This window comes from Mongoliimonas terrestris (assembly GCF_001927285.1).
Taxonomy (GTDB): domain Bacteria; phylum Pseudomonadota; class Alphaproteobacteria; order Rhizobiales; family Pleomorphomonadaceae; genus Chthonobacter; species Chthonobacter terrestris.
Genome location: NZ_MSIG01000001.1, coordinates 563,530 through 590,526, shown reverse-complemented (window position 1 = coordinate 590,526; position 26,997 = coordinate 563,530). Strand labels below are relative to the sequence as shown.

Sequence of the window (26,997 nt, the reverse complement as noted above, 5' to 3'; positions counted from 1 at the left end):
GAAAACGACACGAATGTGGGAAGACAAGCAGGAACAAGGGGTTGGGGAACGGCCGACGCGGCGCTCGCCGTGTCTCCGCTCCCGGGCGTGCGGCCGGTGCGCGGCGGCGGGCTTCGAAGAAACCCGGGCGCGGTGTTCCGCACGGCCCCCTTCGTCGGAAGCGCATCACCCGACGCGAAAAGGGCGCCCGGCCAAAACCGGGCGCCCTTCCGTCATCTCCGCACCGGGGCTTTCGCCCCTGAAACCAGCTGGCCGGCCGGGCCTGTCGCCCGAGCCGGAGCACGCGTCAGAGCGCGGCCTTGATCCAGTTGGCGAGGTCGCCCTTCGGGGCGGCGCCGACCTTCATGGCGGCCGGCTGGCCGTTCTTGAAGACGATGAGTGTCGGGATCGACCGCACGCCGTACTTGATCGCCGTGTTGGCGTTCTCGTCGATGTTCAGCTTGGCGATGGTCACCTTGCCGTCGAGCTCGGTGGCGATCTCGTCGAGCGCCGGGGCGATCATCCGGCAGGGGCCGCACCATTCGGCCCAGAAATCCACCACCACCGGCTCGTCGCTGCCGAGCACGTCGGCGTCGAAGGTCTGGTCCGTCACTTTCTTGGTAGCCATACGCGCACCTCGGCTCGAGGGTGTTGTCCGTCGCGGGATCAGCTCCCGCATGGGTCGTCCGGCGCGATGCCCCCGCCGACGCGCCGGAACGCGGTTGGCGGAAAGGCCGCTCCGGCGCGCGGGTCTCGCGCGGTCCGACGGTCCTCGGTCGGGCCGAACGTAGGAGGCCCGGCCGGGAGCGTCAAGAACGGCCCGCGTCGCGCGCCGTTCCCGTCTCGGTGATCAGCCGCGTGAGCATGGCGTCGAGCGCGTCCGGCGGCACCGGGTCGAGCCGCGGCGCCTCGGTCCACAGGATGGCGGCGGTGACAGGCCGGTCCGGGTGGAGGTCGGCGAGCACCCGGCGGTAGAGCGCGAGCTGGGCCACATGGGCGTCCGGCACGGCGTCGGGCACCACCCGGTTGGTCTTGTAGTCGACGATCTGGATGGCATCCTGGCCCACCACCAGCCGGTCCACCTGGCCGCTCACCGCGATGGTGCGCCCGTCCGGGGCGGAAAAGCCGCCGAGCAGGCCGACCTCCGCCCGCCCGCCCGGGCCGAACACGGCGCCGAAGGCCGGGTCGTCGAGGACAGCGAGGACCGCCGCCAGGATGGCGTCGCGCGCCTCTTCGGGAAAGGCCGTCGCCTCGCGGGCGAGGAAGGCCTCCGCCTTGGCGCGCCGGTCCGCCGGGTCGAGGTCCGGCAGCACCTCCAGCAGCCGGTGCACGATCCGGCCGCGCTCGGCCGCCGGGGCGCGCGGCCGGCGCACCCGCTCGAACGCGTCCACCCGGGCGGCGCGCACCGGCGCCGTTTCCACGCCCGCCCCCGCCGCCGACGGCGTGAGGACGACCGGGGCGGCCTGCGCCGCCGGGCGGCGGGCGAGGAAGGCCGGCAGCGGGTCCGTCATGGCGGGCGCGGCGGCGGTCTCCACCGGCGGGCGGGCCGGCCGGTCGGCGTCGAGCCGCCAGCGCCAGGCGGTGATGCGCCCGTCCGCGTCGGTCACCGTCTCGGCCGCCGGGGCGAGGGCCTCGCGCACCAGCGTGTGCCAGCGCCCGTCCGGCTTGCCCGCGCGGGCGATGCCGGCGACGATCAGCCGGTCGCGGGCGCGGGTGAGGCCCACGTAGAGGAGCCGGCGGTATTCCTCCTCCTGGGACTGGCGGAAGCCGGCGAGCGCCGCCTCCACCGGGGCCGGCCGCACGCCGGGCGCCACCCAGACGAGCGGCGCGCCGACCGCCGTGCCGGCGCGCACCACCGCCGGATCGTGCTGGCCGGAGACCGGCGCGGAGCCGGGGTCCACCAGGAAGACCACCGGCGCCTCCAGCCCCTTGGCGCCGTGCACGGTCATCACCCGCACCTCGTCGCGGCCCTCCACCACCTCGCGCTTCACGTCCTCGTCGGTGTCCTCGATGCGGCAGAGAAAACCCTGGAGGGTCGGCGTCTCGCGCGCCTCGAAGGCGAGCGCGAGGCGGAGCAGTTCGTCGATCACCTCGTCGGCCTCGTGGCCGAAGCGGGCGCGGAAGCGGGCGCGGGCGCCGTCCGGGCCGGCGAGTGCGGCGAAGAAGGCGAACGGATCGATGGCGTCGGCGCGCCGGCGCCAGGCCGCGACGGCGGCAAGAAGGCGGGCGGCGGCCCCGTCACCGGCCGCGGCCGCCGTCTCCACCGCGTCGATCAGGCTGCCGGGCCGGCCGTGGGCGAGGCGGAAGAGGTCATCCTCGGAAAGGCCCACGAGGGGCGATTTCGCGACGGCCGCGAGCGACAGGTCGTCCTCCGGCACGAGGCCGACCCGGGCGGCGGCGATCAGGTCGCGGGCGACGATGTGGTTCACCACGTCCAGCCGGTCGGCGCCGGCGATCGGCACGCCGCGCTGCTTCAGGGCGCGGTTGACCGCCTCCACGAAGGGGCCGCGCTTGCGCACCAGGATCAGCACGTCCTCGGCGCGGATGCGCCGGCCGTTTGCCGCCAGGCGCTCGCCGGTGCGGATCCAGCCCGCCACCGTGTCGGCGATGCGGTTGGCCAGCACCACGTCCGGGCTGCCGGGGCCGGTGGCGTCGACCGGGTCCTCCCAGTTCTCCGGCTCCGGGCTCTTCTCCGCCACCGCCTCCGGCCAGACCTCCACGAGGCCCGGGTCGGCGCGGCGCACGGTCTCGTGGGCCGGAGGGGCGAGCTCGGTCGCCAGCCCCCGGTGGGCGGTCGGGGCGGCGAACACCGCGTCCACCGCCTTCACCACATCCGGGGTGGAGCGGAAGGAGAGGTCGAGCTTCAAGTCGTGGAAGGGCGCCTCGGCCGCCGTGGCGAGGCTCTTCAGGCGGGCGCGCGATTCGCCGAAGAGCCGCGGCGCGGCGCCCTGGAAGGAGTAGATGGACTGCTTCTCGTCGCCGACCGCGAACACCGTGCGGCGGGTGCGGCCCCTTGCGCCGGCGCCGGCGAAGAACTCCGCCGTCAGCGCCTCCACGATCTGCCACTGGCGCGGGCTGGTGTCCTGCGCCTCGTCGACGAGCACGTGGTCGAGACCCTGGTCGAGCTTGTACTGCACCCAGGCGGCCGCGTCCGCCCGCGACAGGAGCGCCGCCGTGCGGGCGATCAGGTCGTCGTAGTCGAGCATGCCGTCGCGCGCCTTCATGGCCTCGAAGAGGCCGATCGCCCGGTCGGCGACGCGGGCGAGGGCCGCCGTGCGGGCGGCGGTCTCCACGGCGGCGCGGGCGGTGTTGAGGGCCGAAAGGCGGTCGGCCTCGGCGGCAAAGCGCGCCTTGGTGCCAGGCAGCGCCTCCTCCACGGCCTTGACGATGGCGCTGTCCTTGCGCGGCTTCGGCACCCGGTCGGCGGTGAGGAAGACGTGCGCCCAAAGCGCCCGCTTCTCGGCCGGGTCGGTGGCGGCGAGCGCGGCGCGAAGGCTGTCCGCCATCTCGCCGGCCTTGGTGCCGGCGCCGTCGAGCACCGGGATGAGGCGACTGAGGAAGGGCCCGTCGAAGTCGGGCGCGGCGAGCACCGCGGCGTCGAGGCTCTGAAGGGTTGCGCCCGGCGGCGCGCCGAGGGCCCCCGCGAGCCCGTCGATCGCCGCGTCGATTGTGCCGTTGGCGGCGATCCAGGCGGCGAAGGCCTCGCGCTCGCGCACGGCCGCCTTCAGCGCCGCGTCCACCTGGGCGTCGGTGGCGAGCGCCAGCAGCGTGGCAAGCGCGGTGCCGAGGGGGCCGTCCGCTTCCAGCGCGGCGAGCCGCACGGTCTCCGCCTTGGCCTCGGCGAGAAGGAGGGCGGCGCCCCGGTCGTCCAGCACCTCGAAGCGGCCGGAGAGGTTGGCCTCCAGCGAGAAGCGCTGCAGAAGCGCCTCGCAGAAGGCGTGGATGGTCTGCACCTTGAGGCCACCCGGCGTCTCCAGCGCGCGGGCGAACAGCCGGCGGGCGGCGGCGATCTGGTCCGGCCGCGGCGGCGTGCCTTCCAGGTCGGCGATCTCGGCGACAAGGGCTGCGTCGGGGAGCACCGCCCAGCGGCCGAGCACGTCGAACACCCGGTTGGCCATCTCGGCCGCCGCTGCCTTGGTGAAGGTGAGGCAGAGGATGCGGCCCGGATCGACGCCGGCAAGCAGCAGGCGGATCACCCGGCGGGAGAGCACGTAGGTCTTCCCCGAGCCGGCGTTGGCCGACACGAACACGGAGGCGCCCGGGTCGGTGGCGAGCCGCTGGCGGTGGCGCGTCTCGGACGGCACGTCGATCACGGCGCGCCCTCCCCCTCTTCGGCGACCGACCATTCGGCGACCCGCGCCAGATGGTCGTACGGCCCCTGGTCGCCCTGGCGGAACGGATGCGCCTTCGACCGGTAGCCGCGCGCCGGATCCCGGTAGGCGTGGACGAGCCGGTCGAGCGCCGTGCCGGCCGCCGCCACCACCTCGGCGAGGTCGCGGACGAGGTCGCGGCCCGCATAGCCCTTGAAGACGCGGATCTCGTCGCGCCCCTCGATGCCGCGGAGCACCACGTGGACAAGCTCGTCGGCCGCCGCCGGCTTGACGAGCGCGAAGCCGCCGTGAAGCGCCATCAGGGCCTCCAGCGGCAGCTGCGGCGTCTTCAAGGTGGCGATCTGCCGGTCGGAGGGGGCGGTGCCGGTCTTGAAGTCCACGATGGAGAGCCGTCCGTCCGGCCGGATGTCGATGCGGTCGGCGCGGCCGGTGAGGGTGAAGCCGTCCGGCCCGGGCACCACCACGAGGCTGCCGGCCACCTCCGGCACCCGCTCCACCGGGCCGCGCGCCGCCTCGAAGGCCGTCACCACATAGCGGGCCGCCGCCTTGAAGCGCGGCCACCAGAGGGCGTGCACCTCAGGATAGGCCTCCAGCTCCTTGAACACGATCCGCCCCTCCTCGATGAGGGCGGCGACGGCGCTCTCGTCGAACGGCCCGGTCCAGCCCTTGGCGAAGGCGGCGAGTGCCGCGTGCACCGCCTGGCCGCGGCTGCCGAAGTCGGGCCGCTCGCCGAGCGCCGGCAGCGCCTCCAGCGTCAGCACCCGCCGGGCGTAGATGGCGTAGGGATCGCGGATCCAGGTCTCGATCTCGGTGACGGAGAGGCGCTTCGGCCGGGCTTCGAGCGGCGGCGCCGGCTCGGGCCGCTCGGCGCGCGGCTCCGCCGGCCGGTCGTCCAGGCGCCGCGCCCAATCGAGGAAGCGCGCGCCGTTGGCGGAGAGCGCCGCGGTCCGCGCGGCGCCGGCGAGCGCGGTGAGGCGCTGCAGGAAGCGCGTCGCCACCGTCGGCGCCCCGTCGCGCTTTTCCGAGCGGGTCAGCACCACGTCCTGGTGGCCGACCGCCTGGGCGAAGTCGTGGGCGGAAAGGCCGATCCGCTGTTCGGGCGGCGCGAAGGCGAGCCCCGCCCGCATCGGCCGCGACAGCCACGGCCCGGTGTCGGTGACGAGCGGCCAGACGCCCTCGTTGAGGCCGCCCACCACCAGCCGGTCGACCCGCATCAGCCGCGCCTCCAGCGGCCCCCAGATGAAGACGCGCGCGTGCCCGCCGGTCGGCCGGCGCACCACCGCGCCGCGTTTCAGGGCCCGGAACACGGCCGGATACTGGTCCGCCGGCACGTCCAGCGGCTCCGCGTCCGCGTCGAGATAGCTCGTCATCAGGCGCGCCGCGACCTCGCCGGCCGGGCCGTCGAACACGTGGTCGTCGACGCCGGCGGCATCGGTGGAGACGGCCCGGATGGCCGCCACGTGGTGCTCGATCCAGGTCCTGAGGTCGGCACTCCCCTGCCCGATCGCCGCCTCGAACGGCTCCAGCGCCGCGTGCAGCCGGCGGGCGAGGAGGCGGGCGTCGACGAGCCGGTCGGCGGAGAGCGCCGTCACCGCCGGGTGCACGCCGTGGCCCTTGCGGTTCGGCCGGGCGAGCACGTCCGCCGCCGCCAGCAGCGCCGCGCTGCCGGGCTTCAGCCGCGGCCCGCGCAGCACCGCCACTTCGAGCGCCCGCGCCGCCGCCTGGGCGCGCGCCCGGTCGAAGCCGAAGGTGGCGAGCGGGTGGGAGAGGAGCGCCACCACGCTCTCCGGCCGGCAGCCGTCGACGGCGGTCTCGGCCACGAGGTCGATCAGGATGCCGGTCGGGGTGCGCTCCAGGGGCGTGCCGGCGCTGTCCTCCACCGTCACGCCGAAGCGGGCCAACTCCGCGCAGACCCGGCGGGCGAGCGTCCGGTCCGGCGTCACCAGGGCGGCGGTGGCGCCCTCCGTCTCCAGCGTTTCGCGGAGCGCCAGCGCCACGGCGAGCGCCTCCTCGGCCTCGTTGGCGGCCACCACCAGGGCCATGCCATGGAGCGCCGCGTCGAGGCCGTCGGGCGCGAGCGCGGCGGTGAAGGCCGGCCAGCGGTCGGTGGTCTCGGCCGGCCGCATGGCCTCCGACACCAGGCGGAACCGCCGCGCCGCCGCGTCCGTCACCACCCCGAGCGGCCGCACCGCGTCGCGGTCGATGCCCATGGTGGCGATGAGCCGCGCCATGGCGCCCTGCGGGTGGCTCGCCACCCCGGCGACGCCGCCCTCGCCCGGCTGTAGGCTGCGGAAGGTCTCCGCGTCGAGATCGAGGTCGAGGCCGGGCAGCACCACGGCGCCCTCAGGCTGGCGGGCGATGGCGGCGATCAGCCGGGCGGTCGCCGGCATGGAGCCGGTGGAGCCGGCCACCACCACCGGGCCGCGTGCGCTCTCGCGCTCCAGCCGCTCGGCGATCGCATGGGTCACCCGCACCCGCCGCTCCACCGGGTCGATCCGGCCCCGTTCGGCTAGATGCGCCGGCCAGGACGCGGTGGCGATGGAGAGGAACGTCAGCGTCAGCTGCCACCAGGCCGCGTAGTCGTCCGGCACCAGGCCGGAGAGGGCCGACCAGTCCACGCTCTCCGCCGTCGCCTGGTCGAGGAGCGCCAGAAGATCGCGGGAGAGATTGACCGCGTCCGCCGTGGAATGGGGCACCCGGAGCGGCTGGCCGGCAGGCGTCAGGTGGCGGTCCGGCGCCACGTGGCGGCGCCAGTCGCGCACCAGCCGGGCGAGCCCCAGCACCCGTTCGGCGTCGGACAGGTCCGGCGGCAGGCCGAGGTCGGACGGGTCGGCGAGCCGCTCCACCAGATCGTCGTCCACGTCGCCGAGCGGGCGGATCCGCGGCATCAGGGCCGCCTTGCCGCCGAAGGCCTCGAGCACGGCGGCCGAAAGCGCGCGCGCCGCCCGGCGGGTCGGCAGGTAGAGCGTCACGTCGGCGAGCGCCAGCGGGTCGTCCCGGAAGCGGCGGCCGGGGATCAGCGCGCCGTCGAGGAGGGCGTTCACCAGGGTCGGCAGGAAGGGCGCCGCGGGCGGGATGGTGAAGACGCGCGGCGGGAGCCCGACCATCGGCGCTCTCAGGCCGCCGACAGCGCGATGGAGGCCTCCGCCTCGCCGATCGCCTCCGGCGTGCCCACGTGCAGCCAGGTGCCGTCCATCCGCATGCCGTAGAGGCGCCCTTCGGCGATGGCGGCGTCGAACACCCGGTTGAGGCTGAAGGGCTCCGCCGGCAGGCCGGCGAACAGGCGCGGGTCGAGGATGGCGACGCCCGCGTAGACGAAGGGCGCCACCGTGCGCTCCTCCCGCCGGCTGATCCGGCCGGTGCGGTCCATGCGGAAGTCGCCGGCGCCGTCGTAGCCGACGCTCGTCACCGTGGAGGCGAGCATCAGGATGCCGTCCATGATGGCCGGGTTCCAGCGCTCGGCCAGAACCTCCAGGTTGGGCCGGGTGCCCTCGATCCACAGGCTGTCGGAGTTGAGGTGGTAGAAGGGCGCGGTGCCCAGATGCGCCAGCGCCTGCACGACGCCGCCGCCGGTGTCCATCAGCCGCTTGCGCTCGTCGGAGACCACCACCTTCGGGGCGGTCCGCTTGGTCACGTGCACCTCGATCAGGTCGGCCAGATAGTGCACGTTGACGACCGCCTTCTCCACCCCCGCCGCCGCCAGGCGGTCGAGCGCGTGGTCGATCAGCGAGCGGCCGTTCACCTCCACCAGCGGCTTCGGCGTCGTCGCCGTGATGGGGCGCATGCGCTTGCCGCGGCCGGCCGCCAGCACCATCGCGGTCTTCGGCACGGCGACGGGCGGACGGTCCGGCGAGGGGCGGGCGGCGGACATGGAGCGGGGCAGTTCGGTCATCGGGGCGGGTCGGCCAGGAGGAAGGGCGTTCGGAACGCGCGGGTCACGACAGGATGGTTCCGCGTTCATACCAGAGCCGGACGGGTCCGAGAACCGGGTGCGACAGGGCTTCGGCCAGCGCCGCCTTCACCCGCGGCAGGTGGGCCAGATAGGTCGTCTTGCCGTCGCGCCGGGCGCTGCGGGCAAAGCCGCCGAGGATCTTGGCGTTGCGCTGGGCGGCGGACAGCGCGAACGCCTCCTCGAAGGCCACCCGGTCGAAGGCCGGGCGGCCGGGCCGCGCCGGCTGCGCCTGCCGCCGTGCCGCGTAGGCATCGAGGAGGGCCGCCTTCAGGTCCGCCGGCACGTCCACCCGCGCGTCGGTCGCCAGCGACGCCACGTCGTAGGCGGCGGGACCGATCACCGTGTCCTGCACGTCGACGAGGCCGAGCCGGGTCCGGCCCGCGCCCTGCGGCTGCCAGATCAGGTTGGGCGAATGGAAATCACGGAGCGTCCAGGTGGTCTCGGCGCGCCCGAGCCGGCCGATCGCCGCGCCCCAGACGCCGAGGAAGTCGGCGCGCTCGCCCGCGCCGGCGGTCCGGTCGAAGGCATAGGGCAGGTACCAGTCGAGGAAGAGCGTCACTTCCGTCAGGAGCGCGCGGGCGTCATAGGGCGGCACGGTGTGCGCTCTGCCGTCGGCCAGCGCCACCGTCGTCGGCCAGTCCTCCCCGGCGATGTCGGCCAGCGTCTCCGCCGCCGCGATGTAGCGCGCCCCGATCGGCCGGCCGTCCGCGACGACCGGCTCGGCGCCGAGGTCCTCCAGCACCAGGAGGCCCCGGTCGAGGTCGGCGGCCCGCACGGCGGCGGCCCGGAAACCCTTCGCCCTGAGGGTCTCGTTGACGGCGACGACGGCGGTGGCCCGGGTCTGGATGTGGGCGAGCGCCGCGTACGTCAGCCCGTCGGCGATCACGGGCCCCGGCGGCGGCGGCGGCCAGTTCATCACCACGGCGCTTTCCCCGGCCGCGGTCGCCCGCTCGTAGGCCCGATTGGAGGCGTCGCCCTGCAGGTGGCGGCGGCGCGCGGGGCCGAGCCCCGCCTGAACGAGCAGCCGGCGGATGGCCCGGGTGCGGTCCAGCCGGTCGCCCCAGGCGGCCTTGTCGCCGGCAAGCGTCACCTGCCGGACGGTCGGCCCGTCGCCCGGGCGGATCGCCACCACCAGGGTGTCGGGCGGCAGCGCGTCCACCGCCCGTTCGGGCCACTCCACCAGCACCACGGCCTCCCGGGTCGCCGCGTCGAAGCCGATCTCGGAAAGTTCGCCCGGATCGCCGAGCCGGTAGAGGTCGAAGTGCGCCACGGTCAGGCGCGACAGCGCATAGGTTTGGGCGAGGGTGAAGGTCGGGCTCGGCACCTCCAGGGCGTCGTCGCCGGCAAGCGCCCGGATGAGGAAGCGCGCGAAGGCGCTCTTGCCCATGCCGAGGTCGCCGGAGAGCGCGATCACGTCGCCCGGCCGCACCACGGCGGCGAGATCCTCCGCGAGCGCCCGCGTGTCCGCCTCGTCGGCGAGCCGGATCGTCTCGGCGGAGAGCCGGATCGTCTCGCCCGCAAGGCCCGCCTCGACGGTCGGGCCGCCGGGTGCGCTGTCGTCGCCCGTCATGGCGGCTGTCCTTCAGGTCCCACAGCCGGCAGAGCCGGCTCATCCTCAGTCCGCCGGCAGCGCCGGGATCGTCTCAAGTCCGCCGGCAGGGCCGGATGCCGCCTACTCCGCCGGCAGCGCCGGATGCCGCCTACTCCGCCGGCAGGGCCGGCTCCGCGCTCGCGTCCTCGCCCGCCTCCTTGACGCGGGTCAGCCGCGCGCCGGGCGCGTCCGGCAGGCGGCAGGTCACCGTGGTGCCCTCCCCCTCGTTCGAGGTGATGTCCACGAGGCCGCCGTGCAGCTCCACGAAGCTCTTGACGATGGAGAGGCCGAGGCCGGCGCCGCGGCGACGGGCCCCGGCGGGCCGGCTCTCGAAGCGGGCGAACACCGCGTCCAGATAGTCCTCCGGAATGCCGCGGCCGCGGTCGCGCACGGTGAACAGGATGGTGTGGTCCTCGCGCCGGCAGACCACCTCCACCACGCCGCCGTCGTCGGAGAAGGCGACCGCGTTGGAGAGGAGGTTGTAGAGGATCTGCCGGATCCGCTTCTCGTCCGCCACGAAGTGGCCGATCGTCTCCGGCACGTCGAGCCTCAAGTCGATGTGCGCCTCGGTCAGCCGGTCGCGGAGGCCCGTGGCGGCGGCCGCCACGGTCGCCTGGATGTCCACGTCCGCAAGCTCGAGCTCCATCACGCCCGCGTCGACGGTGGCAAGGTCCAGAATGTCGTTGATGATGGCCAGCAGCGCCGACGACGACCCCTGGATATAGCCGGTGTATTCCAGCTGCTTGGGGTTCAGCGGGCCGGCGTTGCCGTCGCCGAGCAGCTGGGCGAAGCCGATGATGGTGGTGAGCGGCGAGCGCAGCTCGTAGGACACGTGCTGGATGAAGGTGTTCTTGATCTTGTCGGCTTCCTCCAGCGCCTCGTTCTTTTCCACGAGCGCCCGCTCCACGTTCACCGTGTCAGTGACGTTGACGAAGGTGACGAGCGTCGCCCCGTCGGGCAGCGGCACGGTGGTGAAGTCGATCACCCCGCCGTCGCGCCGCTCCAGCCGGCCGGAGAGCCGCATGCGGGTGTCGGCAAGGCCCGCGATCGCCGTGCGGATGCGCTCCCACACGGCGTCGTCGTCGTGGAGGAGGCGGCAGCGGCCGACCACGTCGTTGACGTGCGGCCGGCCGGCGAGCGCCGCGTCGTCGAGCCGCCAGAGTCCCGCGAAGGCGGGGTTCCAGAGCCGCAGGCGGCCGTCGGAGCCGAACACCGCGACGCCCTCGGAGAGATGGTCGAGGGTCTCGCCCTGGACGCGGATCAGCGCGTTGTAGCGGCTCTCCAGCTCCAGCCGCTCGGTGACGTTCTCGTAGACGTAGGTGACGCCGCCCTGCGGGTGCGGGTTGGCGACCACCCGGAGGGTCTGGCCGCCCGGCAGGTGCCACCAGCCCTCCTTGGCCTCCATGGCCTGATAGGAGGCCAGGATCTCGCGGCGCCAGGTGCGGTAGTCGGCCTGCTCGGGCAGCTTGCGCAGCGCCCGCAGCTGGTCGAGCACCGCGCCGTCCTCCGGCTTGGCGTCGAGGAAGTTGCTGTCGAGCCCGAACAGCGACCGGTAGGCGGCGTTGTAGAAGCTGAGCCGTCGGTCCGGGCCGAAGATGGCGACGGCGGTGGCCAGCTGGTCGAGCGTGCTGTCGTTGCCGTCGCGGGTGCGCTTCAGCTCGACCTGCAGCTTTTCCAGCTCGCTCACGTCCGTGGCGATGCCGGCGCTGCCTTCCGGGCTCACCGCGTCCACCACGTCGTAGACCCGGCGGGCGCCGGCGGTCACCACCGACAGGCGCTGGCGGAAGACGTCGCCCGCCGCGCGGCTCGCCGCCACCGCCTGGCGGCCGGCGCCGTCCAGAAGCTCGTGGCCGCCGTCCACCGCCAGACGCGGGCTCGCCACCTCCAGCGCCGCCGCATAGGCCTGGTTGACCCAGCTCAGACGGCCGTCCCGGTCGCGGGTCCAGACCGGCATGGGCAGTGCCTCCAGGAGGGTGTGCAGCGTGTCCACCTCCCGGCGCTGGCGCTCGGTGCGCTCGGAGAGCTCCACATACTGCAGCCGCTCCCGTGTGAGGTTGCGGAAGCGCGCGAAGGCGCGCGCGCCGGCGACCCGCCCGGTCGCCTCCAGGTGGGTGCCGGAGGCGGTGCGCAGGATGTCGGAGAAGGGCTCGCCGCGCAGGCGCAGGGCGTCAAGCCGTTCGGCGAGCCGCTGGCTGGAGGGCGCGTCGAGCCACTGGCCGAAGGCGAGGAAGGCCGTCTTGCCGCGCGGCGCCCCGGCGCCGTCCGGCAGCGAGCCCATCACCACCGGCGGCTCGGACCCGGCCGGGAAGATCACCACCCGCTGGTCGTCGGCGTTCAGCACCGCCTCGGCCCGGTCGGCGGCGAGCTTCAGGTCGGCGGTCTGGACGAGGAGCTCCGCTCGGTCCTGCTCGGCGCGGGCGCGCGCGCGGATCAGCGCGCCGGCGCTCACCACCGCAAAGCAGATGGCCCCGACGAGGGCGGAGAACCAGGCCACCTGGATGGTGTCGAACTGCACTCCGTCCGGCTGGAAACGAACCACCTGGGCGAGTGCCGGGGCGGCCGAAAAGGCCCAGGCCGACGATCCGGTGAACGCGGAGAAGTGAAGCGGAGCCGAGCGAATCCGTCGCCGTTTCCGGCCGATGTCCGGCATGTCCTGTCCTTCTCCGCCGCTCTGAACGAGGTCTGTCACAACGCCGTCGGCCGGCTCCGATGGCCCTCGGACAGCGCGACGATTCGGTCCGAAAATACCGGACTTCGACAGGCACAAGAAGACGCGGGCGAGCTATTCGTACCAGTGTGGCACGGTTGCCAAGGCAACCCTTAAGGTTCTTCCTATGTTCTATTGATCAGGCAAAGAAAAACGTCCCGGACCGGGTCCGGGACGTCGTTATCTGTATTTATGACACTGGATATTAATATCGATACTGCGCCGCCTTGAACGGGCCGGTCGGCTGCACGCCGATGTAGGAGGCCTGGTCCGGCGTCAGTTCGGTCAGCTTGGCGCCGAGCTTGGCCAGATGCAGCGCCGCCACCTTCTCGTCGAGATGCTTGGGCAGCACGTAGACCTTCTTCTCGTAGGCCTCGTTGCGGGTCCACAGCTCGATCTGGGCGAGCGTCTGGTTGGAGAAGGACGCCGACATCACGAAGCTCGGGTGGCCGGTGGCGTTGCCGAGGTTCACGAGGCGCCCCTCGGAGAGCAGGATCATGCGCTTGCCGTCCGGGAACTCGACGAGATCCACCTGCGGCTTGACGTTCCGCCAGCGGTAGTTCTTCAGCGCCGCGACCTGGATCTCGTTGTCGAAGTGGCCGATGTTGCAGACGATCGCCATGTCCTTGAACCGGCGCATGTGCTCGATCGTCACCACGTCCTTGTTGCCGGTCGCCGTCACGACGATGTCCGCGCGAGGGGCCGCGTCTTCCAGCGTCACCACCTCGAAGCCGTCCATGGCGGCCTGGAGGGCGCAGATCGGGTCGATCTCGGTGACGAGCACGCGGGCGCCGGAGCCGGCGAGCGACTGGGCCGAGCCCTTGCCCACATCGCCGTAGCCGCACACGACCGCCACCTTGCCGGCCATCATCACGTCGGTGCCGCGGCGGATGGCGTCCACCAGCGATTCACGGCAGCCGTACTTGTTGTCGAACTTCGACTTGGTGACGCTGTCGTTGACGTTGATCGCCGGGAAGGGCAGTTCGCCCCGCTCCTGCATCTGGTAGAGGCGCATCACGCCCGTGGTGGTCTCTTCCGAGACGCCGCGGATGGTGGCCTTCGCCCGCGAGTAGAAGGTCGGGTCCTTGGCAAGGCGCGCCTTGATGGTCTCGAACAGGCACTCCTCCTCCTCGTTGCCGGGGTTGGCGAGCACGGAGGGATCGGTCTCCGCCTTGGAGCCGAGGATGACGAGCAGCGTCGCGTCGCCGCCGTCGTCGAGGATCATGTTGGCGGTCTCGCCGTTGCCCCAGTCGAGGATGCGGTCGGTGAAGGTCCAGTATTCCTTCAGCGTCTCGCCCTTGAAGGCGAACACCGGGATGCCGCTGGCGGCGATCGCCGCGGCCGCGTGGTCCTGGGTGGAGAAGATGTTGCACGAGGCCCAGCGGATGTCGGCGCCGAGCGCGGCGAGCGTCTCGATCAGCACGGCGGTCTGGATGGTCATGTGCAGCGAGCCGGCGATGCGGGCGCCCTTCAGGGGCTGCGCCGCCGCATACTCCTCGCGCACGGCCATCAGGCCGGGCATCTCGGTCTCGGCGATCTCGATCTCGGTCCGGCCCCAGTCGGCGAGCCCGATGTCCTTGACGAGGTAGTCGGTGGCGGCCATGGCGGCGGTCTCCTTTGGGTATTTGGCGGCACGGTCGACGGCGGTCGGCACGACCGCGTCGACGACAAACGGGTCGCGGACGGCCCGATCCGGCTGCCCGCCTCGCCGCCCTTATAGGCGAGCCCGCGCCGGAAGGCAATCAGGATATAAACATGCCTTTATATCCCTCCCGCATCACGGTGAACGCCGCCTGAGCGCGCCGGGCGCGTCCGAGTGCCCGCAGCGTGGCCGACCGGCACGCGCCCTCCCCCAACCGTCATCCCGGCGCACGCCGGGATCCAGCCGACGGCGCCGCGAACCGCACCGGGGCGGATGATCCACCAAGCGGTTGGGCCCCGGCCTTCGCCGGGGTGACGGTCGGGGTGACGCTCGGGGCAAGGGAAGCGTTGACGGCGACGAGGGCCGAGGATGCGTTCGGCCGCGGCGCGACCCGTCCGACTGCCGGCGGCGCGGCCGACCGGCGCCTCACCCGTCGCCCTCCCCCAACCGTCATCCCGGCGCATGCCGGGATCCAGCCGACAGCGCCGCGATCCGCACCGGGGCGGATGATCCACCAAGCGGTTGGGCCCCGGCGTTCGCCGGGGTGACGACCTGGGGTGGACGGGATGCGCCTTCTCCGACGCGGGCCACCGGCGATCCACTACCGCCCCTCCCACCGCCCCCTCACCAGTCCGAGAGCTTGGTCTCCGGCGTGTACTCCACCCCTTCCACCTCCTTCTCCACCGGCTGGCCGCAGATCACGCGGACCTGGACCGGATCGTAGGTCAGGGTGGCCGGACCGGCGAGACGCCAGCCCTTGTTGAGGGCGGCGGTCACCCGGTGGCAGAAGGCGCTGTCGTCCGGGCCGGTGATGTAGCGGTAGAGTTTCATGGGCAAAGGGATCCAGGATGAGCCGTTCGGGCGATGGATGTCGTCCGCACCTTGCCCAAGCGCCCCGGAGATCTCAAGCCGGCCAACCCCGCGAGAGCCCGCCAGCGCGACGCCGGCGGATCACCCGACCGCGTCCCCACCGGCGCGTCCCCGCAACCCGACCCGGCCCATCACCGCCCCTTCCCCGGCCCCTCAGCTCGCCGTGGCGGTGAGTTCGCGGCGGGCGATCGCCTCCATCAGCACCAGGGTGCGGCTCGCCATGTCGGCGTGCAGGCGCTCCACCATACGGCCGTCCACCTTCACGGCACCCTTGTCGGCATTCTCCGGCACGGCGAAGGTCTCCACCACCTTCTGCGCCCAGGCCACTTCGGTGGCGCTCGGCGTGAAGGTGCGGTTGGCGGTCTCGATCTGCATGGGGTGGATCAGCGTCTTGCCGTCGAAGCCCATGTCGCGGGCGGCCACGCACTCCTCCAGGAAGCCGCGGGCGTCGTCGAGGTCGTTGTAGACCCCGTCCACGATGGCGATGCCGTAGGCCCGCGCCGCCGCCAGCGCCTGCATCAGCCACGGCACCATGGGGCCGCGGCCGGGCACGATGCGGGCGCCGGTCTCCTTGGCGAGATCGTTGGTGCCCATCACGAAGCCGGCGAGCCGGCTGCCCGGTTCGCGGGCGTAGGCGGCGATCTCGCGGGCGTTGAGGATGCCGAGCGGCGTCTCGATCATGGCCCAGAGCGCCACCGTGCGGTCCGGGTCCACCCGGTCCATCACGGCGGCGGCAGCGGCAAGGTCCGCCGGGTCGTCGACCTTCGGTATGAGGATCCCGTCCGGCAGGGCGGCCGCGGCGGCGTCGAGGTCCGCCGGACCCCAGGGCGTGGCGGCGCCATTGACGCGGATGAACACCTCCCGGTCGCCGTAGCCGCCGGCGGCCACCGCCTCGCCCACCTGGGCGCGGGCCTGGTCCTTGGCGTCGGGCGCCACCGCGTCCTCCAGGTCCAGGATCAGGCTGTCGGCGGGCAGCGTGCGGGCCTTGTCGAGCGCCCGGGCGTTGGAGCCCGGCATGTAGAGGACGCTCCGGCGCGGTCGCACCTTGGCCCTTGTCGCGGTCGCCATGGGGGATCTCCTCGTGGTGTCGGTCGCGGGTCTGTCGCCCGTCTTTCGCAACGCAGCATAACGGCGCCCCGTTGCGGCGGCCAATTCGCCCTTCGGCGACACTGCCGGGCCCTTTCGACCTGCGACCGTTCAATAGATTGTGACGATCGCGCCCGGATTCGGCGGATCTGCGCTTTCCGCGCACCGCATCGCCACCAGCCGGGCTTGATTTTTTGCACGATAGTTCCGAATTTCCGAACAAGGCCGGCATACGCCCGACCTGTCCCTCAGATCCTCCCGGAATATCCCTCCATGACCACCGCACCCGATCTCTTCGGCCCCGTCCGCCTCGGCGCGATCCCGCTCGCCAACCGCATCGTCATGGCGCCACTCACCCGCAGCCGTGCCGACGCGGACGACGCGGTGACCGACCTCCACGTGGAATACTACCGCCAGCGCGCCTCGGCCGGCCTCATCATCACCGAGGCGACGCCGATCTCGCGCCAGGGCAAGGGCTACGCCTACACGCCCGGCATCTTCACCGACCTGCAGGTGGAGCGCTGGCGGAAGGTCACCGACGCGGTCCACGCCGCCGGCGGCCGCATCGTCATCCAGCTCTGGCATGTGGGCCGCATCTCCCATCCGGACCTTCAGGAGAACGGCGCCCTGCCGGTCGCCCCGTCGGCCGTGAAGCCGGAGGGCATGGCCTTCACGGAGACCGGCTTCAAGCCACACGTGACGCCGCGGGCGCTCGACGTCGCCGAACTTCCCGGCCTCGTGGAGGACTATGCCCGCGCCACCCGCAACGCCCGGCACGCCGGCTTCGACGGGGTGGAGATCCACGCGGCGAACGGCTACCTGCTCGACCAGTTCCTCAAGGACAAGACCAACCTTCGCACCGACGCCTACGGCGGATCGGTGGAGAACCGCATGCGCTTCCCCCTGGAGGTGGTCGACGCGGTGGTGGCCGCCTGGGACAAGGACCACGTGGGCATCCGCATCTCGCCGGTGAGCCCCGCCAACGACATCGCCGAGAGCGACCCGGAGGCCGTGTTCACGCCCTTCGTCGCGGCGCTCTCCGAACGGGGTCTCGCCTACCTGCACGTGGTGGAGGGCGCCACCGGCGGTCCGCGCGACCTCGGCGGCTGGGACCCGCGAGCGCTCCGGCCGGTCTTCAAGGGCGCCTGGATGGGCAACAACAGCTACACCCGCGCCCTCGCCCTGGAGGCGGTGGCGACCGGCGCGGTCGATGCGGTGGCCTTCGGCCGCCCCTTCATCGCCAACCCGGACCTCGTCGAGCGCCTGAAGCGCGACGCGCCGCTCGCCGAGCCGGACCGCGCCACCTTCTACGGCGGCGGGGCGGAAGGCTACACGGACTATCCGACCCTCGACGCCGCCGCCGCCTGATCGGCCCGTCGCCTGCGGTTAAAAAAAACGACCGGCCGGGCCTTTCGCCCGGCCGGTCGCTTTCGGTGACGCGGAAGGGGGGCACTCCCTTCCCGTCATGGAAGCCTGAGGCCCGCCGTTCCGTCGAGCCGGCCCTCACTCCGCCTTGGCGGCGAGAAATTCCGGCACCGCCAGGAGCACGAACTCGTTGTCGTCCTCCGCCGACACCGACCGGCCCTTGGAGAAGGGGTAGTTGTTGTCGTTGGCCACGATGATGTGGGTGTCGTCCACCTTGTCGACGTTCTCGATGGTGACGAACGGCATGCGGAAGGTCTTGTCGTCCCGGTTGCCCTGGCGGGCGAGGCCGTTCGGATCGTCGATCGCCATCAGGTCGATGCCGGCCACCTTCTTCACCGCGCCGCCCGACTCCACGCCCGAGAAGTCGATCATGTAGACGCGCTTGAAGAGGGCCGGCTGCTTGTGGCAGCCCTCGGTCGCGCCGTCCTTGCAGGCGAGTTCCACGTCGCCCTCGCCGTTGTCGCGCTCGATGACCATGCCGCGGGTGGCGTCGATCATGTTGAAGTCGCCGATGGCGTTGCCGTTGGCCTCCAGCGGATAGTGCCACCAGGCGCCGGTGAAGGCACGGGTCGCCACATCGTATTCGAAGATGCGCAGCGCCTCGACGCCGTTCACCGTCTCGTAGGCGCCGTCCACGAACAGCGGGCCTTCCAAGAGCGGATAGAGCTTGGTGCCGTCCACGGAGGCGGCGAAGCCCTCGTAGCCCTTCGAGCGCTTCAGGTTGAAGGCCGGCGCCTTGGCGTCCGGGGCGGCGGGCGTCGACACCCGGTAGTGGTCCGGCGACTGCACCAGGAGGTCGCCCACCTTGGTCTCCTGAACCGACACAACCTTGCCGGTCTCGCGCTCCACCGCGATCACGTAGGGGCCGAACTCCTCGCCGATGAAGAGGAGGTCGCCCACCGGCTGGACGCCCTCCAGGTCGAAGTCGGCGCCGGTCAGGTAGCGCTCCGCCGTGCCCTCCATGGCGATGGCGAACGGCACCTTCTTGTCCGGATCGCTGAGGAAGGTGGTCTTGACGATCTCCACGGTGCCGGCGCCGAAGTCCGGCTTCACCACGTGCACCATCAGCATGGCGTCCTCGGAGTTCGCCTTGGCGCCGAAGCCGTTGTCGGTCAGCACCAGATAGGTGCCGTCGCCGAGCGCCCGGATGCCGGAGAAGCCCTGCACCGGCTGGCCGTCCATCGGCAGCGGCTGGTCGGCGGCCGGGGCCGCGGTGATGCGGGCCGGGTCGTTGCGGGTGGTGAACTTGCCGGAGACCTTCAGCGCGTCCGGCGCGTCGGCCGGCGGCGTGGCGGCGGTCTTCGCCGGCAGCACCGCGTGGCCGGCGAGAACGGCGGGCTTCATGTCGGCGGCGGCAGCCGACAGGGTGGCGGCCAGGACGGTGGCGGCCACCAGGGTGGCCGAGGAGAGCGAAGCAAAGAGGTGCGAGCGGGCCATGGGAAACGCCTCCGGTGTTCCGGTCGCGCCGCCCGGACCCGACGCGACCGCGGGCGCGGCGCCGACGAGCGGTTCGGGGAGGACGCGACGGTCGGGCGGACCGCCCGGCATCCGGCCAGGGTCCGCATGCCCCCTTGCCTAGCGCGAGCCGGTCACAGCCGCTTGGCGGATCGATGACGCTGCGATGAAGCCGGGCCGGCGCGGCCCCGCAGGTTGGCCTCCCTCGAGCCCCACCGGTCCGGGCGGACGGGCCGGACGCAGCCGACGGAGCAACACCCCGTGCTGGCAGGTTTCGTTTTATACGACCTGAGGATATATGCAGACATTCTATATTAATTAACATCTCCTGTTCGAGGATGCGCCGACCGAAGCGAAGGCGCCCTCCCTGCCCGTGTCCACCTTTTTCCTCATGACGAACGGCCTCCTGGCGGCCGCGGCCCTGACGGTGCCGGTCCTGCTGCCGCGCCCGGACGCGCCGGTCCTCGTCATGGTCGCGCCGGCCGGCGGGCCGGCGGAGGCCATGCGCGTGGTGGCGGTCGCCGGCGGGGTCCTCCTCGACGGCACGCGCTTCGGCCCGGTGGTGATCGCGGCGGGCGACGGGCCCGGCTTCGCCACCCGGCTCTACGCGGCGGGCGCCGTCCTGGTGACCGCCAGCCCGGTTCGGCCGGGTTGCTCCTCTTCTCTCCCTGGAACCTTCCGATGACCGATATCGACAGCCTTCGCCGCCGCTTCGCCGCCGCCCTCGTGGGCTTCCTCTGGGTCAACGTGGCGATCATCGGCGCCGTCGCCGCCATGGCCGGATCGGCCTCGCCGCTGGTGGCGGCCGGCCTTGGCGCCCTCGTCGCCGCCGGCGCCACCGCCGCCTGGTGGGCGGACGCCACCGGCGTCTCCACCCGCATCTCCACCGCCATGGCGGCGACCGCGCTCGTGGCGCTCCTCGTCTACGCCGCGTCGGGCAGCGCGTGGCAGATCGACATGCACATGTACTTCTTCGCCATGCTGGCCATCGTGGCCGGCTGGTTCGACTGGCGCGCCATCGTGGCGAGCGCCGCCGTCACCGCCGTCCACCACCTGGTGCTCAACGGCGTCATGCCGGCCGCCGTCTTCCCGGACGGCCAGTCCGATCTCGGCCGCGTCCTCGTCCACGCGGTCATCGTCGTCGCCCAGACCGCCGTGCTCGTCTGGATCGCCGTCATGGTCGACGGCATGTTCGCCCGCCTGACCGGCTCCCTGGAGGCGGCCCGAGCGGCCGAGGCCGAGGCCGGCCGGGCCGTCGCCACCGTCAGGGAGAGCGCCGGCGCCGACAGCCGCCGCCGGAGCGAACTGCAGGCGGCCGTCACCGCCTTCTCCGGCGAGATCACCGCGCTCCTCGACGGCATGCGCCTGCACTCGGCCCGTCTCGGCGACACCGCCGGGCGCCTCACCGGCATCGCCACAGGGGCCGCCGGGGCCGCCGACGGAGCCTCCAGCCGGTCCGCCGAGGCCTCCCGCTCGGTGCGGGCGGTGGCGGAGGCGGGCGACGCGCTCTCGGTCGCCATCGACCGGATGGCCGGCCACATGGCCCGCACCCAGTCGGTGGTGCTGGACGCGCGCAAGAGCGTGGACGCCACCACCACCAACGTGGCGACGCTCGCCGCGGAGGCGGAGCGCATCGGCGAGGTGGTGACCATCATCCAGGACATCGCCGCCCAGACCAACCTCCTCGCCCTCAACGCCACCATCGAGGCGGCCCGGGCCGGCGAGATGGGCAAGGGCTTCGCGGTGGTCGCCGCCGAGGTGAAGAACCTCGCCAACCAGACCACCAAGGCGACCGAGGACATCGGCGCCCGCGTCACCGCCATCACCGAATCCACCGCCAAGGCGGTCGCCGACATCGAGGGCATCGCCGGCCGGATCACCGAGGTGGCGTCCACCACCGGCGTCATCGCCGCCGGCATGGAGGAGCAGCGCGCGACCACGCGCACCATCCTCGCCGACGTGGAGACGGCGAGCGCCGGCACCCGCGGCGTCGTCGCCGAGACGGAGCGGTCCACAGCGGCCTCTCGCGAGGCGCTCGCCTCCGCCGCCGACGTGGGCGCCGTCGCCCGGGACGTGGGTGCCGCCGCCGAGGCGCTGCAGACCCGCATCCGCCGCTTCCTCGACGCCATCGCGGCGTGACCGGAGATCACGCGGCGTGACCGAGGGTCACGCGGCGTGACCGGAGACCACACTGCCCGGCGGCGCCTCTCCGGGCGCCGTCAGGCCTTCAGCAGCCAGGCGTGCTCCGGGGCGTTGTGGAAGCGCCAGGTCCGCGTCGGCCCGGCCATCACGTTGAGATAATAAAGATCGTAGCCTGCGAGCGTGGCGCACGGGTGGTAGCCCTTCGGCACCAGCGTCACCACCCCGTCCTCCACCACCACGGCCTCGTCCAGGCTGCGGTCGTCGGTGTAGACCCGCTGGAAGGCGAAGCCCTGGGGCGGCCGGATGCGGTGGTAGTAGGTCTCCTCCAGCAGCGATTCGTGCGGCAGGTCGTCGGTGTCGTGCTTGTGCGGCGGATAGCTCGAGGTGTTGCCGCCGGGCGTGATCACCTCCACGACGAGCAGCGAATCCGCCTCCTCGGTCTCCGGCAGGATGTTGGCCACGTGGCGCACGTTGGCGCCCTTGCCGCGGGTCTCGCGGCCGACGTCGTCGGGGCCGATCAGCCGGGGCGAGCGGGCGCCCCGGATCCCCGGCGCGGAACACACCGCGAGCGTCACCTCCGTCTCCGCGCTCAAGGTCCAGCGGTCGCCGGCGGGCGCGTAGACCGACCAGGGCGGGCCCTCGAACGGGCTCATCCGCCCGCCGATCACGCCGAAGTCCGCCTCCCCGACGGTGATCCCCGCCCGGCCGGACACGAGCACCAGGCAGACTTCCCGATCGCCGGTCTCCGCCGACGCCTGCTCGCCCGGCCGGAGCACGTGCAGATCGAAGCCCACGTAGCGCCAGCCGGCGCTCTCCGGGGTCACGTGGTGCACGTGGCCGGCCGTGCCGGTCGGCTTCACGAGGAGGTTCGCCATCAGGTCTCGTCCTTTCTGTCAGGCTAGCTGCCCGGCCTCGCGGAGAAAGCCCGTGAGGTTGCGGTAGCCGAGCGACACGTAGGTCTTCGGATCGGCCTTCTTGGGGTCCTGCTCGGCCTCGATCACCACCCAGCCCGCATAGTCCGGGATGGCCCGGAACACCGACACATAGTCCACCGTCCCGTCCCCCGGCACGGTGTAGACGCCTTCGAGCACCGCCGTCAGGAACGACCAGTCCTCCGCCTCGGCGCGGGCCCGCACGGCGGCGCGCACGTCCTTGCAGTGCACGTGGCCGATGCGGGGCGCGTAGAGCCGGGCCAGCCGCACCGGGTCGGCGCCCGCCCAGGTGGCGTGGCCGGTGTCGAGCAGGAGCCGCACGGCCGGGCCGGTGCCGGCCATCAGCCGGTCGATCTCCGCCTCGGTCTGCACCACCGTGCCCATGTGGTGGTGGTAGACGAGCCGCAGCCCCTCCGCCTCCACCAGTTCGGCGAAGCGGGTGAGGCGCGGCAGGAAGCGCGCCCATTCGGCCTCGCTCATCACCGGCCGGGTGGAGAGGGGCGCCGCCTTGTGGCCGTGCACCGTGCGGGTGCACTCGCAAACGATCAGCACCTCCGCCCCCGCGCCCTTGCGGAGCGCGATCGCCTCCCGCGCCGCCTCCAGCTCCGCCTCCGCATCACGGTCGATCAGAAAGGTGGAATACCAGCCGGACACGAACACGAGGCCGAAGTCGGCGAGCTTGGCCTTCAGCGCGTCGGCTGTCTTCGGAAACTTGTTGCCGAGCTCCATGCCCTCGATGCCGATGGCCTTCGCCTCCGACAGGCATTGCTCCAGCGGGATGTCGCCGCCGATCTCGATCATGTCGTCGTTCGACCAGCAGATCGGATTGGCCCCGATACGGATCATGGCGGATGGTCTCCAAAAGACTGGGAAAAGGATGGCGCGCCGCAGGCGCGCACGAACGTCAACGCGCGCGGACGGGCCGCGCCGAACCGAGGCATCCCCGTCAGGCCGGCCCCCGCCTTGCGAGTGCCGCCTCGTAGTCCGCCCGGGCCGCCTGCACCTGGGTCCGCTCGCTGACGGCCGGCACCGCCACGTCCCACCAGGCGCCGCCCGCCTCGGTGGTGATCAGCGGGTCCGTGTCGATGACGAGCACGGTGGTGCGGTTCGCTGTCCGCGCCTCCGCCAGTCCCGCCTCCAGTTCGCCGATGGTGGCCACCTTCTTGGCGATGGCGCCGAGCGCCGCCGCGTGGGCGGCGAAGTCCACCGCCGGCAGCGCCACGTGGTGGGCGTCCTTCAGGAGATTGTTGAAGTTGGCCCCGCCGGTCGCCATCTGGAGCCGGTTAATGCAGCCATAGCCGCGGTTGTCCAGGACCACGATGGTCAGCTTCAGGCCCATCATCACGCTGGTGGCGATCTCCGAGTTGAGCATCAGGTAGGACCCGTCGCCCACCATCACCACCACGTCGTCGTCCGGCCGCGCCATCTTCACGCCGAGCCCGCCGGCGATCTCGTAGCCCATGCAGCTGTAGCCATATTCAAGGTGATAGCTGCCCGGCGCCCCCGCCTGCCACAGCTTGTGCAATTCCCCCGGCAGGCCGCCCGCCGCGCACACCACCGTGGTGGAGGGCCCGGCCGCCCGCTGCACGGCGCCGATCACCTCCGCGTCGGAGGGCAGCGGCCGGTTGGTCGCCGCCGTCGCGGTCGCCACCGCCTGCAGCCAGCCGGCCCGCCCGCTCTCGGCCGCAATCCGCCAGGCGGCAGGAGCCTGCCAGCCGTCAAGCTGCTCGGCGAGAAGCGCCAGCCCCACCCGGGCGTCCGCCACCAGCGGCTGGGCGCCGTGCTTGCCGGCGTCGAACGGCTGCACGTTGAGGCCGATCAGCCGGTGCGCGTCGGTGCCGAGCAGCGCCCAGGAGCCGGTGGTGAAGTCCTGCAGCCTTGTGCCGACCGCCAGCACCACGTCGGCCTTGGCGGCGAGCGCGTTCGCGGCCGACGACCCGGTGACGCCGATCGACCCCATGTTGAGCGGATGGTCGGCCGGCAGCGACGACTTGCCCGCCTGGGTCTCGGCCACCGGCACCCCGTGTTTGGCCGCAAAGGCCGCGAGCGCGTCCGACGCCCCGGCATAGAGCACGCCGCCGCCCGCGACGATCAGCGGCCGTTCGGCCGCCTGCAGGAGCGCCACCGCGGCGGCGAGTTCGTCCGCGTCCGGCCGGGGCCGGCGGGGCCGCCACACGGTCTCGTCGAAGACGCGTGCCGGATAGTCGTAGGCCTCCGCCTGCACGTCCTGGCAGAGGGCGAGCGTCACCGGCCCGCACTCGGCCGGGTCGGTCAGCACCGCCATGGCGCGGGCGAGCGCCGGCAGGATCTGTTCCGGCCGGGTGATGCGGTCGAAGTAGCGCGACACCGGCCTGAGGCAGTCGTTGGCCGAGACCGTGCCGTCGCCGAACGCCTCCACCTGCTGCAGCACCGGGTCCGGCCGACGGTTGGCGAACACGTCGCCGGGCAGGAGGAGAACCGGCAGCCGGTTCACGTGGGCAAGCGCCGCGCTCGTCACCAGGTTGGTGGCGCCCGGCCCGATGGAGGTGGTCACCGCCATCATGCGCCGGCGCGCGCTCGCCTTGGCGAAGGCGACGGCGGCGTTCGCCATGCCCTGCTCGTTGTGCGCCCGGAAGGTCGGCAGGTCGTCCCGCACGCCATAGAGCGCCTCGCCCATGCCGGCCACGTTGCCGTGGCCGAAGATGGCCCAGACGCCGGCAAAGAGCGGCACCACGGCGCCGTCGATCTCCGTCTTCTGGGCGGCCAGAAAGCGCGTCAGTGCCTGGGCCATGGTCAAGCGGAGGGTGGTCATCAGGATTGCGTGTCCTTCTGGAGATCAGGACGGCCCGGTCGCGCGGACGCGACGGCCTCGTCCCAGGCGGCCACCAGCATCTCGAAGCGGCGCGCCATGTCGTCGACCGCCGCCGCGTCCGTCATGCTGCCGGAGAGCCAGCGGACCGCCGCGTCGGCGAAGATGGTGCGGCCGACCGCGAAACCCTTGACGAGCGGCGCGGTCGCGGCGACCCGGAAGGCCCGCGCCAGATCCGCCGCCGGGGCCTCCAGGCCGAGGAGCACGATGCCCCGGCACCAGGGGTCGTTGGCGGCGATCACGTCGGCGATGCGCGCCCACGCGGCCGGGCTCTCCTGCGGCTCCAGCTTCCACCAGTCCGGCCGGATGCCGAGGGCGTAGAGCCGCGCCACCACGTCCGCCACGGTGGTCTCCAGGAGCGGACCGTGCCGGCCCGCGATGATCTCCACCAGAAGCTCGCGACCGACCGTGCGGGCAGCGTCGGCGAGGCGCAGCAGTTCCCGCTCTTGGCCAGCCTTCAGCTCGGCCGGGTCGTCCGGATGGTAGAAGCAGAGGCATTTCACCGTCTGGCCCACCGGCCATTCGGCCAGATGGCTGCCGAGGTCCGGCATGCCGTCGAAGTCGAGCGGGCGCGAGCCCGGCGCCTCCACCGGCCGGCCGATCCAGAAGCCGTGCCGGGCCGCCCGCATCAAAGCCCGGCCGCCGTGGGTGCCGTCGAGAAGCATGCCGAAGCCCGGCCGACCGTCGGCCACCCGCGCCGCTGCCGCGACGGCGAGGAGCTTGAAGTCGGCGATCCGCGCCCGGTCGGCGCCGACCCGGTCGGCCACCTCTTCCAGCTGCGCCCGGTGGTCGATGGCGAGCGCCTTCAGGCTCTCCGGCTGCGGCCGCCGGGTGGTCGCCCAGTGGATGTGGGCAAGGTCCGCGTCCTTGCGGAGCGCCCGGGTGCGGCTGCCGTGGGTGAGGAAATGGTCGAGCTCGGCGAAGGTCGGGTATTCGGGCGCGCAAAGAAGGCGCGACACCGCGAAGGCCCCGCAGGCGTTGGCGAAGGTGGCCGAGACCGCGTGCGGTTCGCCGCGCAGCCAGCCGCGCAGGAACCCCGACATGAAGGCGTCGCCGGCCCCGAGCACGTTGTAGACCTCGATCGGAAACCCGTCGCCGACGATGCCCTCGGCAAGATCGTCCGGGATCGGCCCGTCGTAGACGATGCACCCCATGGCGCCGCGTTTCAGCACGATGGTGGCGTCGGTGAGCGCGCGGATCGCCGAGAGGGCCTCCGGCACGCTGTCGGCGCCCGAGGCGATCAGCACCTCCTCCTCCGTGCCGACCACCAGGTCGCAGTCGGCGAGCACCGGCCGCAGCCGCGCGCTCACTGCGTCGGACTTCACATAGCGGGAGAAGCCGGCCTCGTGGCCGGCAAGGCCCCAGAGGTTCGGCCGGTAGTCGATGTCGAACACCACCTTGCCGCCGGACGCCTTGGCGATCCGGATCGCCTTCATCTGCGCCGCCGCCGCGGCCTCGCGGGAGAAGTGGGTGCCGGTGACGACGACGGCAGCGGCCGAGGCGATCAGCCCCTCGTCCACGTCGGTCTCGTCGAGGGCCATGTCGGCGCAGTCGGTGCGGTAGAAGATCATGGGCGACACGCCCTCGTCCTCCACCGCCAGCAGCACCAGGGCGGTCAGCCGGTCCGGGTCCACCCGGACGCCCGCCGTCTCCACCCCCTCGCGCGCCAGCTGCTCGCGGATGAAGCCACCCATCTGCTCGGCCCCGACCCGTGTGACCAGCGCCGACTTCAGACCGAGCCGCGCGGTGCCGACGGCGATGTTGGCCGGGCAGCCGCCGACCGACTTGGCGAAGGAGGTGATGTCCTCAAGCCGCGAGCCGATCTGCTGGCCGTAGAGGTCGACCGACGCCCGGCCGATCGTCACCACGTCGAGGGTCTTGGCCATCGGATCTCCTCGAACAGGCGGCGCCGGCGGGCCGGCGGCGACAAGCGGCACAACAAGGGGCTACAAAAGGGCACCAGACAGGGTCGCGGCCGGCACCAAGGCGGCGACAGACGCGCGACAAACCGGCTTCATACGGCGACAGTCGTTCGCC

The 26,997-nt window shown here is 72.7% G+C and carries 17 protein-coding genes; 3 read left to right on the top strand and 14 right to left on the bottom strand.

The features are described 5' to 3' along the window. Nucleotides 1-286: 286 nt before the first annotated feature. The 9 genes from trxA to BUQ68_RS02460 form a co-directional block, all read right to left on the bottom strand. Entirely contained in the window at nucleotides 287-607 is a 321-nt protein-coding gene (trxA, locus tag BUQ68_RS02500) for a thioredoxin TrxA (RefSeq protein ID WP_075214317.1), read from the bottom strand. 181 nt (nucleotides 608-788) lie between these two features. Beyond that, nucleotides 789-4,292: a double-strand break repair helicase AddA gene (addA, locus tag BUQ68_RS02495; RefSeq protein WP_210215571.1), complete on the bottom strand. Its 3,504-nt coding sequence runs from the start codon at nucleotides 4,290-4,292 to the stop codon at nucleotides 789-791. Beyond that, on the bottom strand, nucleotides 4,289-7,417 hold the full coding sequence (gene addB / locus BUQ68_RS02490; protein ID WP_075214316.1) for a double-strand break repair protein AddB: 3,129 nt from the start codon (nucleotides 7,415-7,417) through the stop codon (nucleotides 4,289-4,291). Before addB ends, addA begins: the two co-directional genes overlap by 4 nt. 8 nt (nucleotides 7,418-7,425) lie before the next feature. Continuing rightward, on the bottom strand, nucleotides 7,426-8,202 hold the full coding sequence (locus BUQ68_RS02485; RefSeq protein WP_175577710.1) for a nucleotidyltransferase family protein: 777 nt from the start codon (nucleotides 8,200-8,202) through the stop codon (nucleotides 7,426-7,428). 43 nt (nucleotides 8,203-8,245) lie between these two features. Further along, a complete protein-coding gene (gene tsaE / locus BUQ68_RS02480) occupies nucleotides 8,246-9,832 on the bottom strand; it encodes a tRNA (adenosine(37)-N6)-threonylcarbamoyltransferase complex ATPase subunit type 1 TsaE (protein ID WP_083656141.1) in 1,587 nt (528 codons plus the stop codon). A 130-nt stretch (nucleotides 9,833-9,962) separates the two neighbouring features. Then, nucleotides 9,963-12,503, bottom strand: coding sequence for a sensor histidine kinase (locus BUQ68_RS02475; RefSeq protein WP_075214315.1), 2,541 nt, complete (start codon nucleotides 12,501-12,503; stop codon nucleotides 9,963-9,965). Nucleotides 12,504-12,765: 262 nt separating this feature from the next. After that, nucleotides 12,766-14,163 (bottom strand): adenosylhomocysteinase, encoded by a 1,398-nt coding sequence (gene ahcY / locus BUQ68_RS02470; RefSeq protein ID WP_075214314.1) that lies wholly within the window; start codon nucleotides 14,161-14,163, stop codon nucleotides 12,766-12,768. A gap of 663 nt (nucleotides 14,164-14,826) precedes the next feature. Further along, a complete protein-coding gene (locus BUQ68_RS02465) occupies nucleotides 14,827-15,033 on the bottom strand; it encodes a DUF1737 domain-containing protein (protein ID WP_075214313.1) in 207 nt (68 codons plus the stop codon). 192 nt (nucleotides 15,034-15,225) lie between these two features. Beyond that, a complete protein-coding gene (locus BUQ68_RS02460; RefSeq protein ID WP_075214312.1) occupies nucleotides 15,226-16,140 on the bottom strand; it encodes an HpcH/HpaI aldolase/citrate lyase family protein in 915 nt (304 codons plus the stop codon). A 291-nt stretch (nucleotides 16,141-16,431) separates the two neighbouring features. Between BUQ68_RS02460 and BUQ68_RS02455 the strand changes: the two genes are divergently transcribed. Beyond that, nucleotides 16,432-17,526 carry an alkene reductase gene (locus tag BUQ68_RS02455; RefSeq protein ID WP_075214311.1) on the top strand — a complete coding sequence of 365 codons (1,095 nt, stop codon included), beginning with the start codon at nucleotides 16,432-16,434 and terminating at the stop codon, nucleotides 17,524-17,526. Nucleotides 17,527-17,661: 135 nt separating this feature from the next. Here BUQ68_RS02455 and BUQ68_RS02450 read toward each other — a convergent pair whose 3' ends face one another. Continuing rightward, nucleotides 17,662-19,020 carry an esterase-like activity of phytase family protein gene (locus BUQ68_RS02450; RefSeq protein ID WP_075214375.1) on the bottom strand — a complete coding sequence of 453 codons (1,359 nt, stop codon included), beginning with the start codon at nucleotides 19,018-19,020 and terminating at the stop codon, nucleotides 17,662-17,664. Nucleotides 19,021-19,411: 391 nt separating this feature from the next. Between BUQ68_RS02450 and BUQ68_RS02445 the strand changes: the two genes are divergently transcribed. After that, a complete protein-coding gene (locus BUQ68_RS02445) occupies nucleotides 19,412-19,723 on the top strand; it encodes a hypothetical protein (protein ID WP_075214310.1) in 312 nt (103 codons plus the stop codon). Continuing rightward, complete coding sequence (locus tag BUQ68_RS23960; RefSeq protein WP_075214309.1) at nucleotides 19,720-21,177, top strand: methyl-accepting chemotaxis protein; 1,458 nt, start codon at nucleotides 19,720-19,722, stop codon at nucleotides 21,175-21,177. The genes BUQ68_RS02445 and BUQ68_RS23960 overlap by 4 nt, the downstream gene beginning before the upstream one ends. A gap of 80 nt (nucleotides 21,178-21,257) precedes the next feature. Here BUQ68_RS23960 and iolB read toward each other — a convergent pair whose 3' ends face one another. The 4 genes from iolB to BUQ68_RS02420 form a co-directional block, all read right to left on the bottom strand. Continuing rightward, complete coding sequence (iolB, locus tag BUQ68_RS02435) at nucleotides 21,258-22,055, bottom strand: 5-deoxy-glucuronate isomerase (protein WP_075214308.1); 798 nt, start codon at nucleotides 22,053-22,055, stop codon at nucleotides 21,258-21,260. An 18-nt stretch (nucleotides 22,056-22,073) separates the two neighbouring features. After that, nucleotides 22,074-22,958, bottom strand: a complete 885-nt coding sequence (gene iolE / locus BUQ68_RS02430; RefSeq protein ID WP_075214307.1) for a myo-inosose-2 dehydratase — start codon at nucleotides 22,956-22,958, stop codon at nucleotides 22,074-22,076. A gap of 100 nt (nucleotides 22,959-23,058) precedes the next feature. Further along, nucleotides 23,059-24,903, bottom strand: a complete 1,845-nt coding sequence (gene iolD / locus BUQ68_RS02425; RefSeq protein WP_075214306.1) for a 3D-(3,5/4)-trihydroxycyclohexane-1,2-dione acylhydrolase (decyclizing) — start codon at nucleotides 24,901-24,903, stop codon at nucleotides 23,059-23,061. Further along, nucleotides 24,903-26,846 (bottom strand): bifunctional 5-dehydro-2-deoxygluconokinase/5-dehydro-2-deoxyphosphogluconate aldolase, encoded by a 1,944-nt coding sequence (locus tag BUQ68_RS02420; RefSeq protein ID WP_083656139.1) that lies wholly within the window; start codon nucleotides 26,844-26,846, stop codon nucleotides 24,903-24,905. Before BUQ68_RS02420 ends, iolD begins: the two co-directional genes overlap by 1 nt. Between the last annotated feature and the right edge of the window lie 151 nt (nucleotides 26,847-26,997).

Coding starts and splice junctions, on each gene's coding strand:
- BUQ68_RS02475 (WP_075214315.1), bottom strand. CDS start 12,503: ATGCCGGACATCGGCCGGAAACGGCGACGGATTCGCTCGGCTCCGCTT.
- iolB (WP_075214308.1), bottom strand. CDS start 22,055: ATGGCGAACCTCCTCGTGAAGCCGACCGGCACGGCCGGCCACGTGCAC.
- iolD (WP_075214306.1), bottom strand. CDS start 24,903: ATGACCACCCTCCGCTTGACCATGGCCCAGGCACTGACGCGCTTTCTG.
- ahcY (WP_075214314.1), bottom strand. CDS start 14,163: ATGGCCGCCACCGACTACCTCGTCAAGGACATCGGGCTCGCCGACTGG.
- BUQ68_RS02465 (WP_075214313.1), bottom strand. CDS start 15,033: ATGAAACTCTACCGCTACATCACCGGCCCGGACGACAGCGCCTTCTGC.
- BUQ68_RS02450 (WP_075214375.1), bottom strand. CDS start 19,020: ATGGCCCGCTCGCACCTCTTTGCTTCGCTCTCCTCGGCCACCCTGGTG.
- BUQ68_RS23960 (WP_075214309.1), top strand. CDS start 19,720: ATGACCGATATCGACAGCCTTCGCCGCCGCTTCGCCGCCGCCCTCGTG.
- BUQ68_RS02460 (WP_075214312.1), bottom strand. CDS start 16,140: ATGGCGACCGCGACAAGGGCCAAGGTGCGACCGCGCCGGAGCGTCCTC.
- tsaE (WP_083656141.1), bottom strand. CDS start 9,832: ATGACGGGCGACGACAGCGCACCCGGCGGCCCGACCGTCGAGGCGGGC.
- addB (WP_075214316.1), bottom strand. CDS start 7,417: ATGGTCGGGCTCCCGCCGCGCGTCTTCACCATCCCGCCCGCGGCGCCC.
- BUQ68_RS02455 (WP_075214311.1), top strand. CDS start 16,432: ATGACCACCGCACCCGATCTCTTCGGCCCCGTCCGCCTCGGCGCGATC.
- trxA (WP_075214317.1), bottom strand. CDS start 607: ATGGCTACCAAGAAAGTGACGGACCAGACCTTCGACGCCGACGTGCTC.
- BUQ68_RS02485 (WP_175577710.1), bottom strand. CDS start 8,202: ATGACCGAACTGCCCCGCTCCATGTCCGCCGCCCGCCCCTCGCCGGAC.
- iolE (WP_075214307.1), bottom strand. CDS start 22,958: ATGATCCGTATCGGGGCCAATCCGATCTGCTGGTCGAACGACGACATG.
- BUQ68_RS02420 (WP_083656139.1), bottom strand. CDS start 26,846: ATGGCCAAGACCCTCGACGTGGTGACGATCGGCCGGGCGTCGGTCGAC.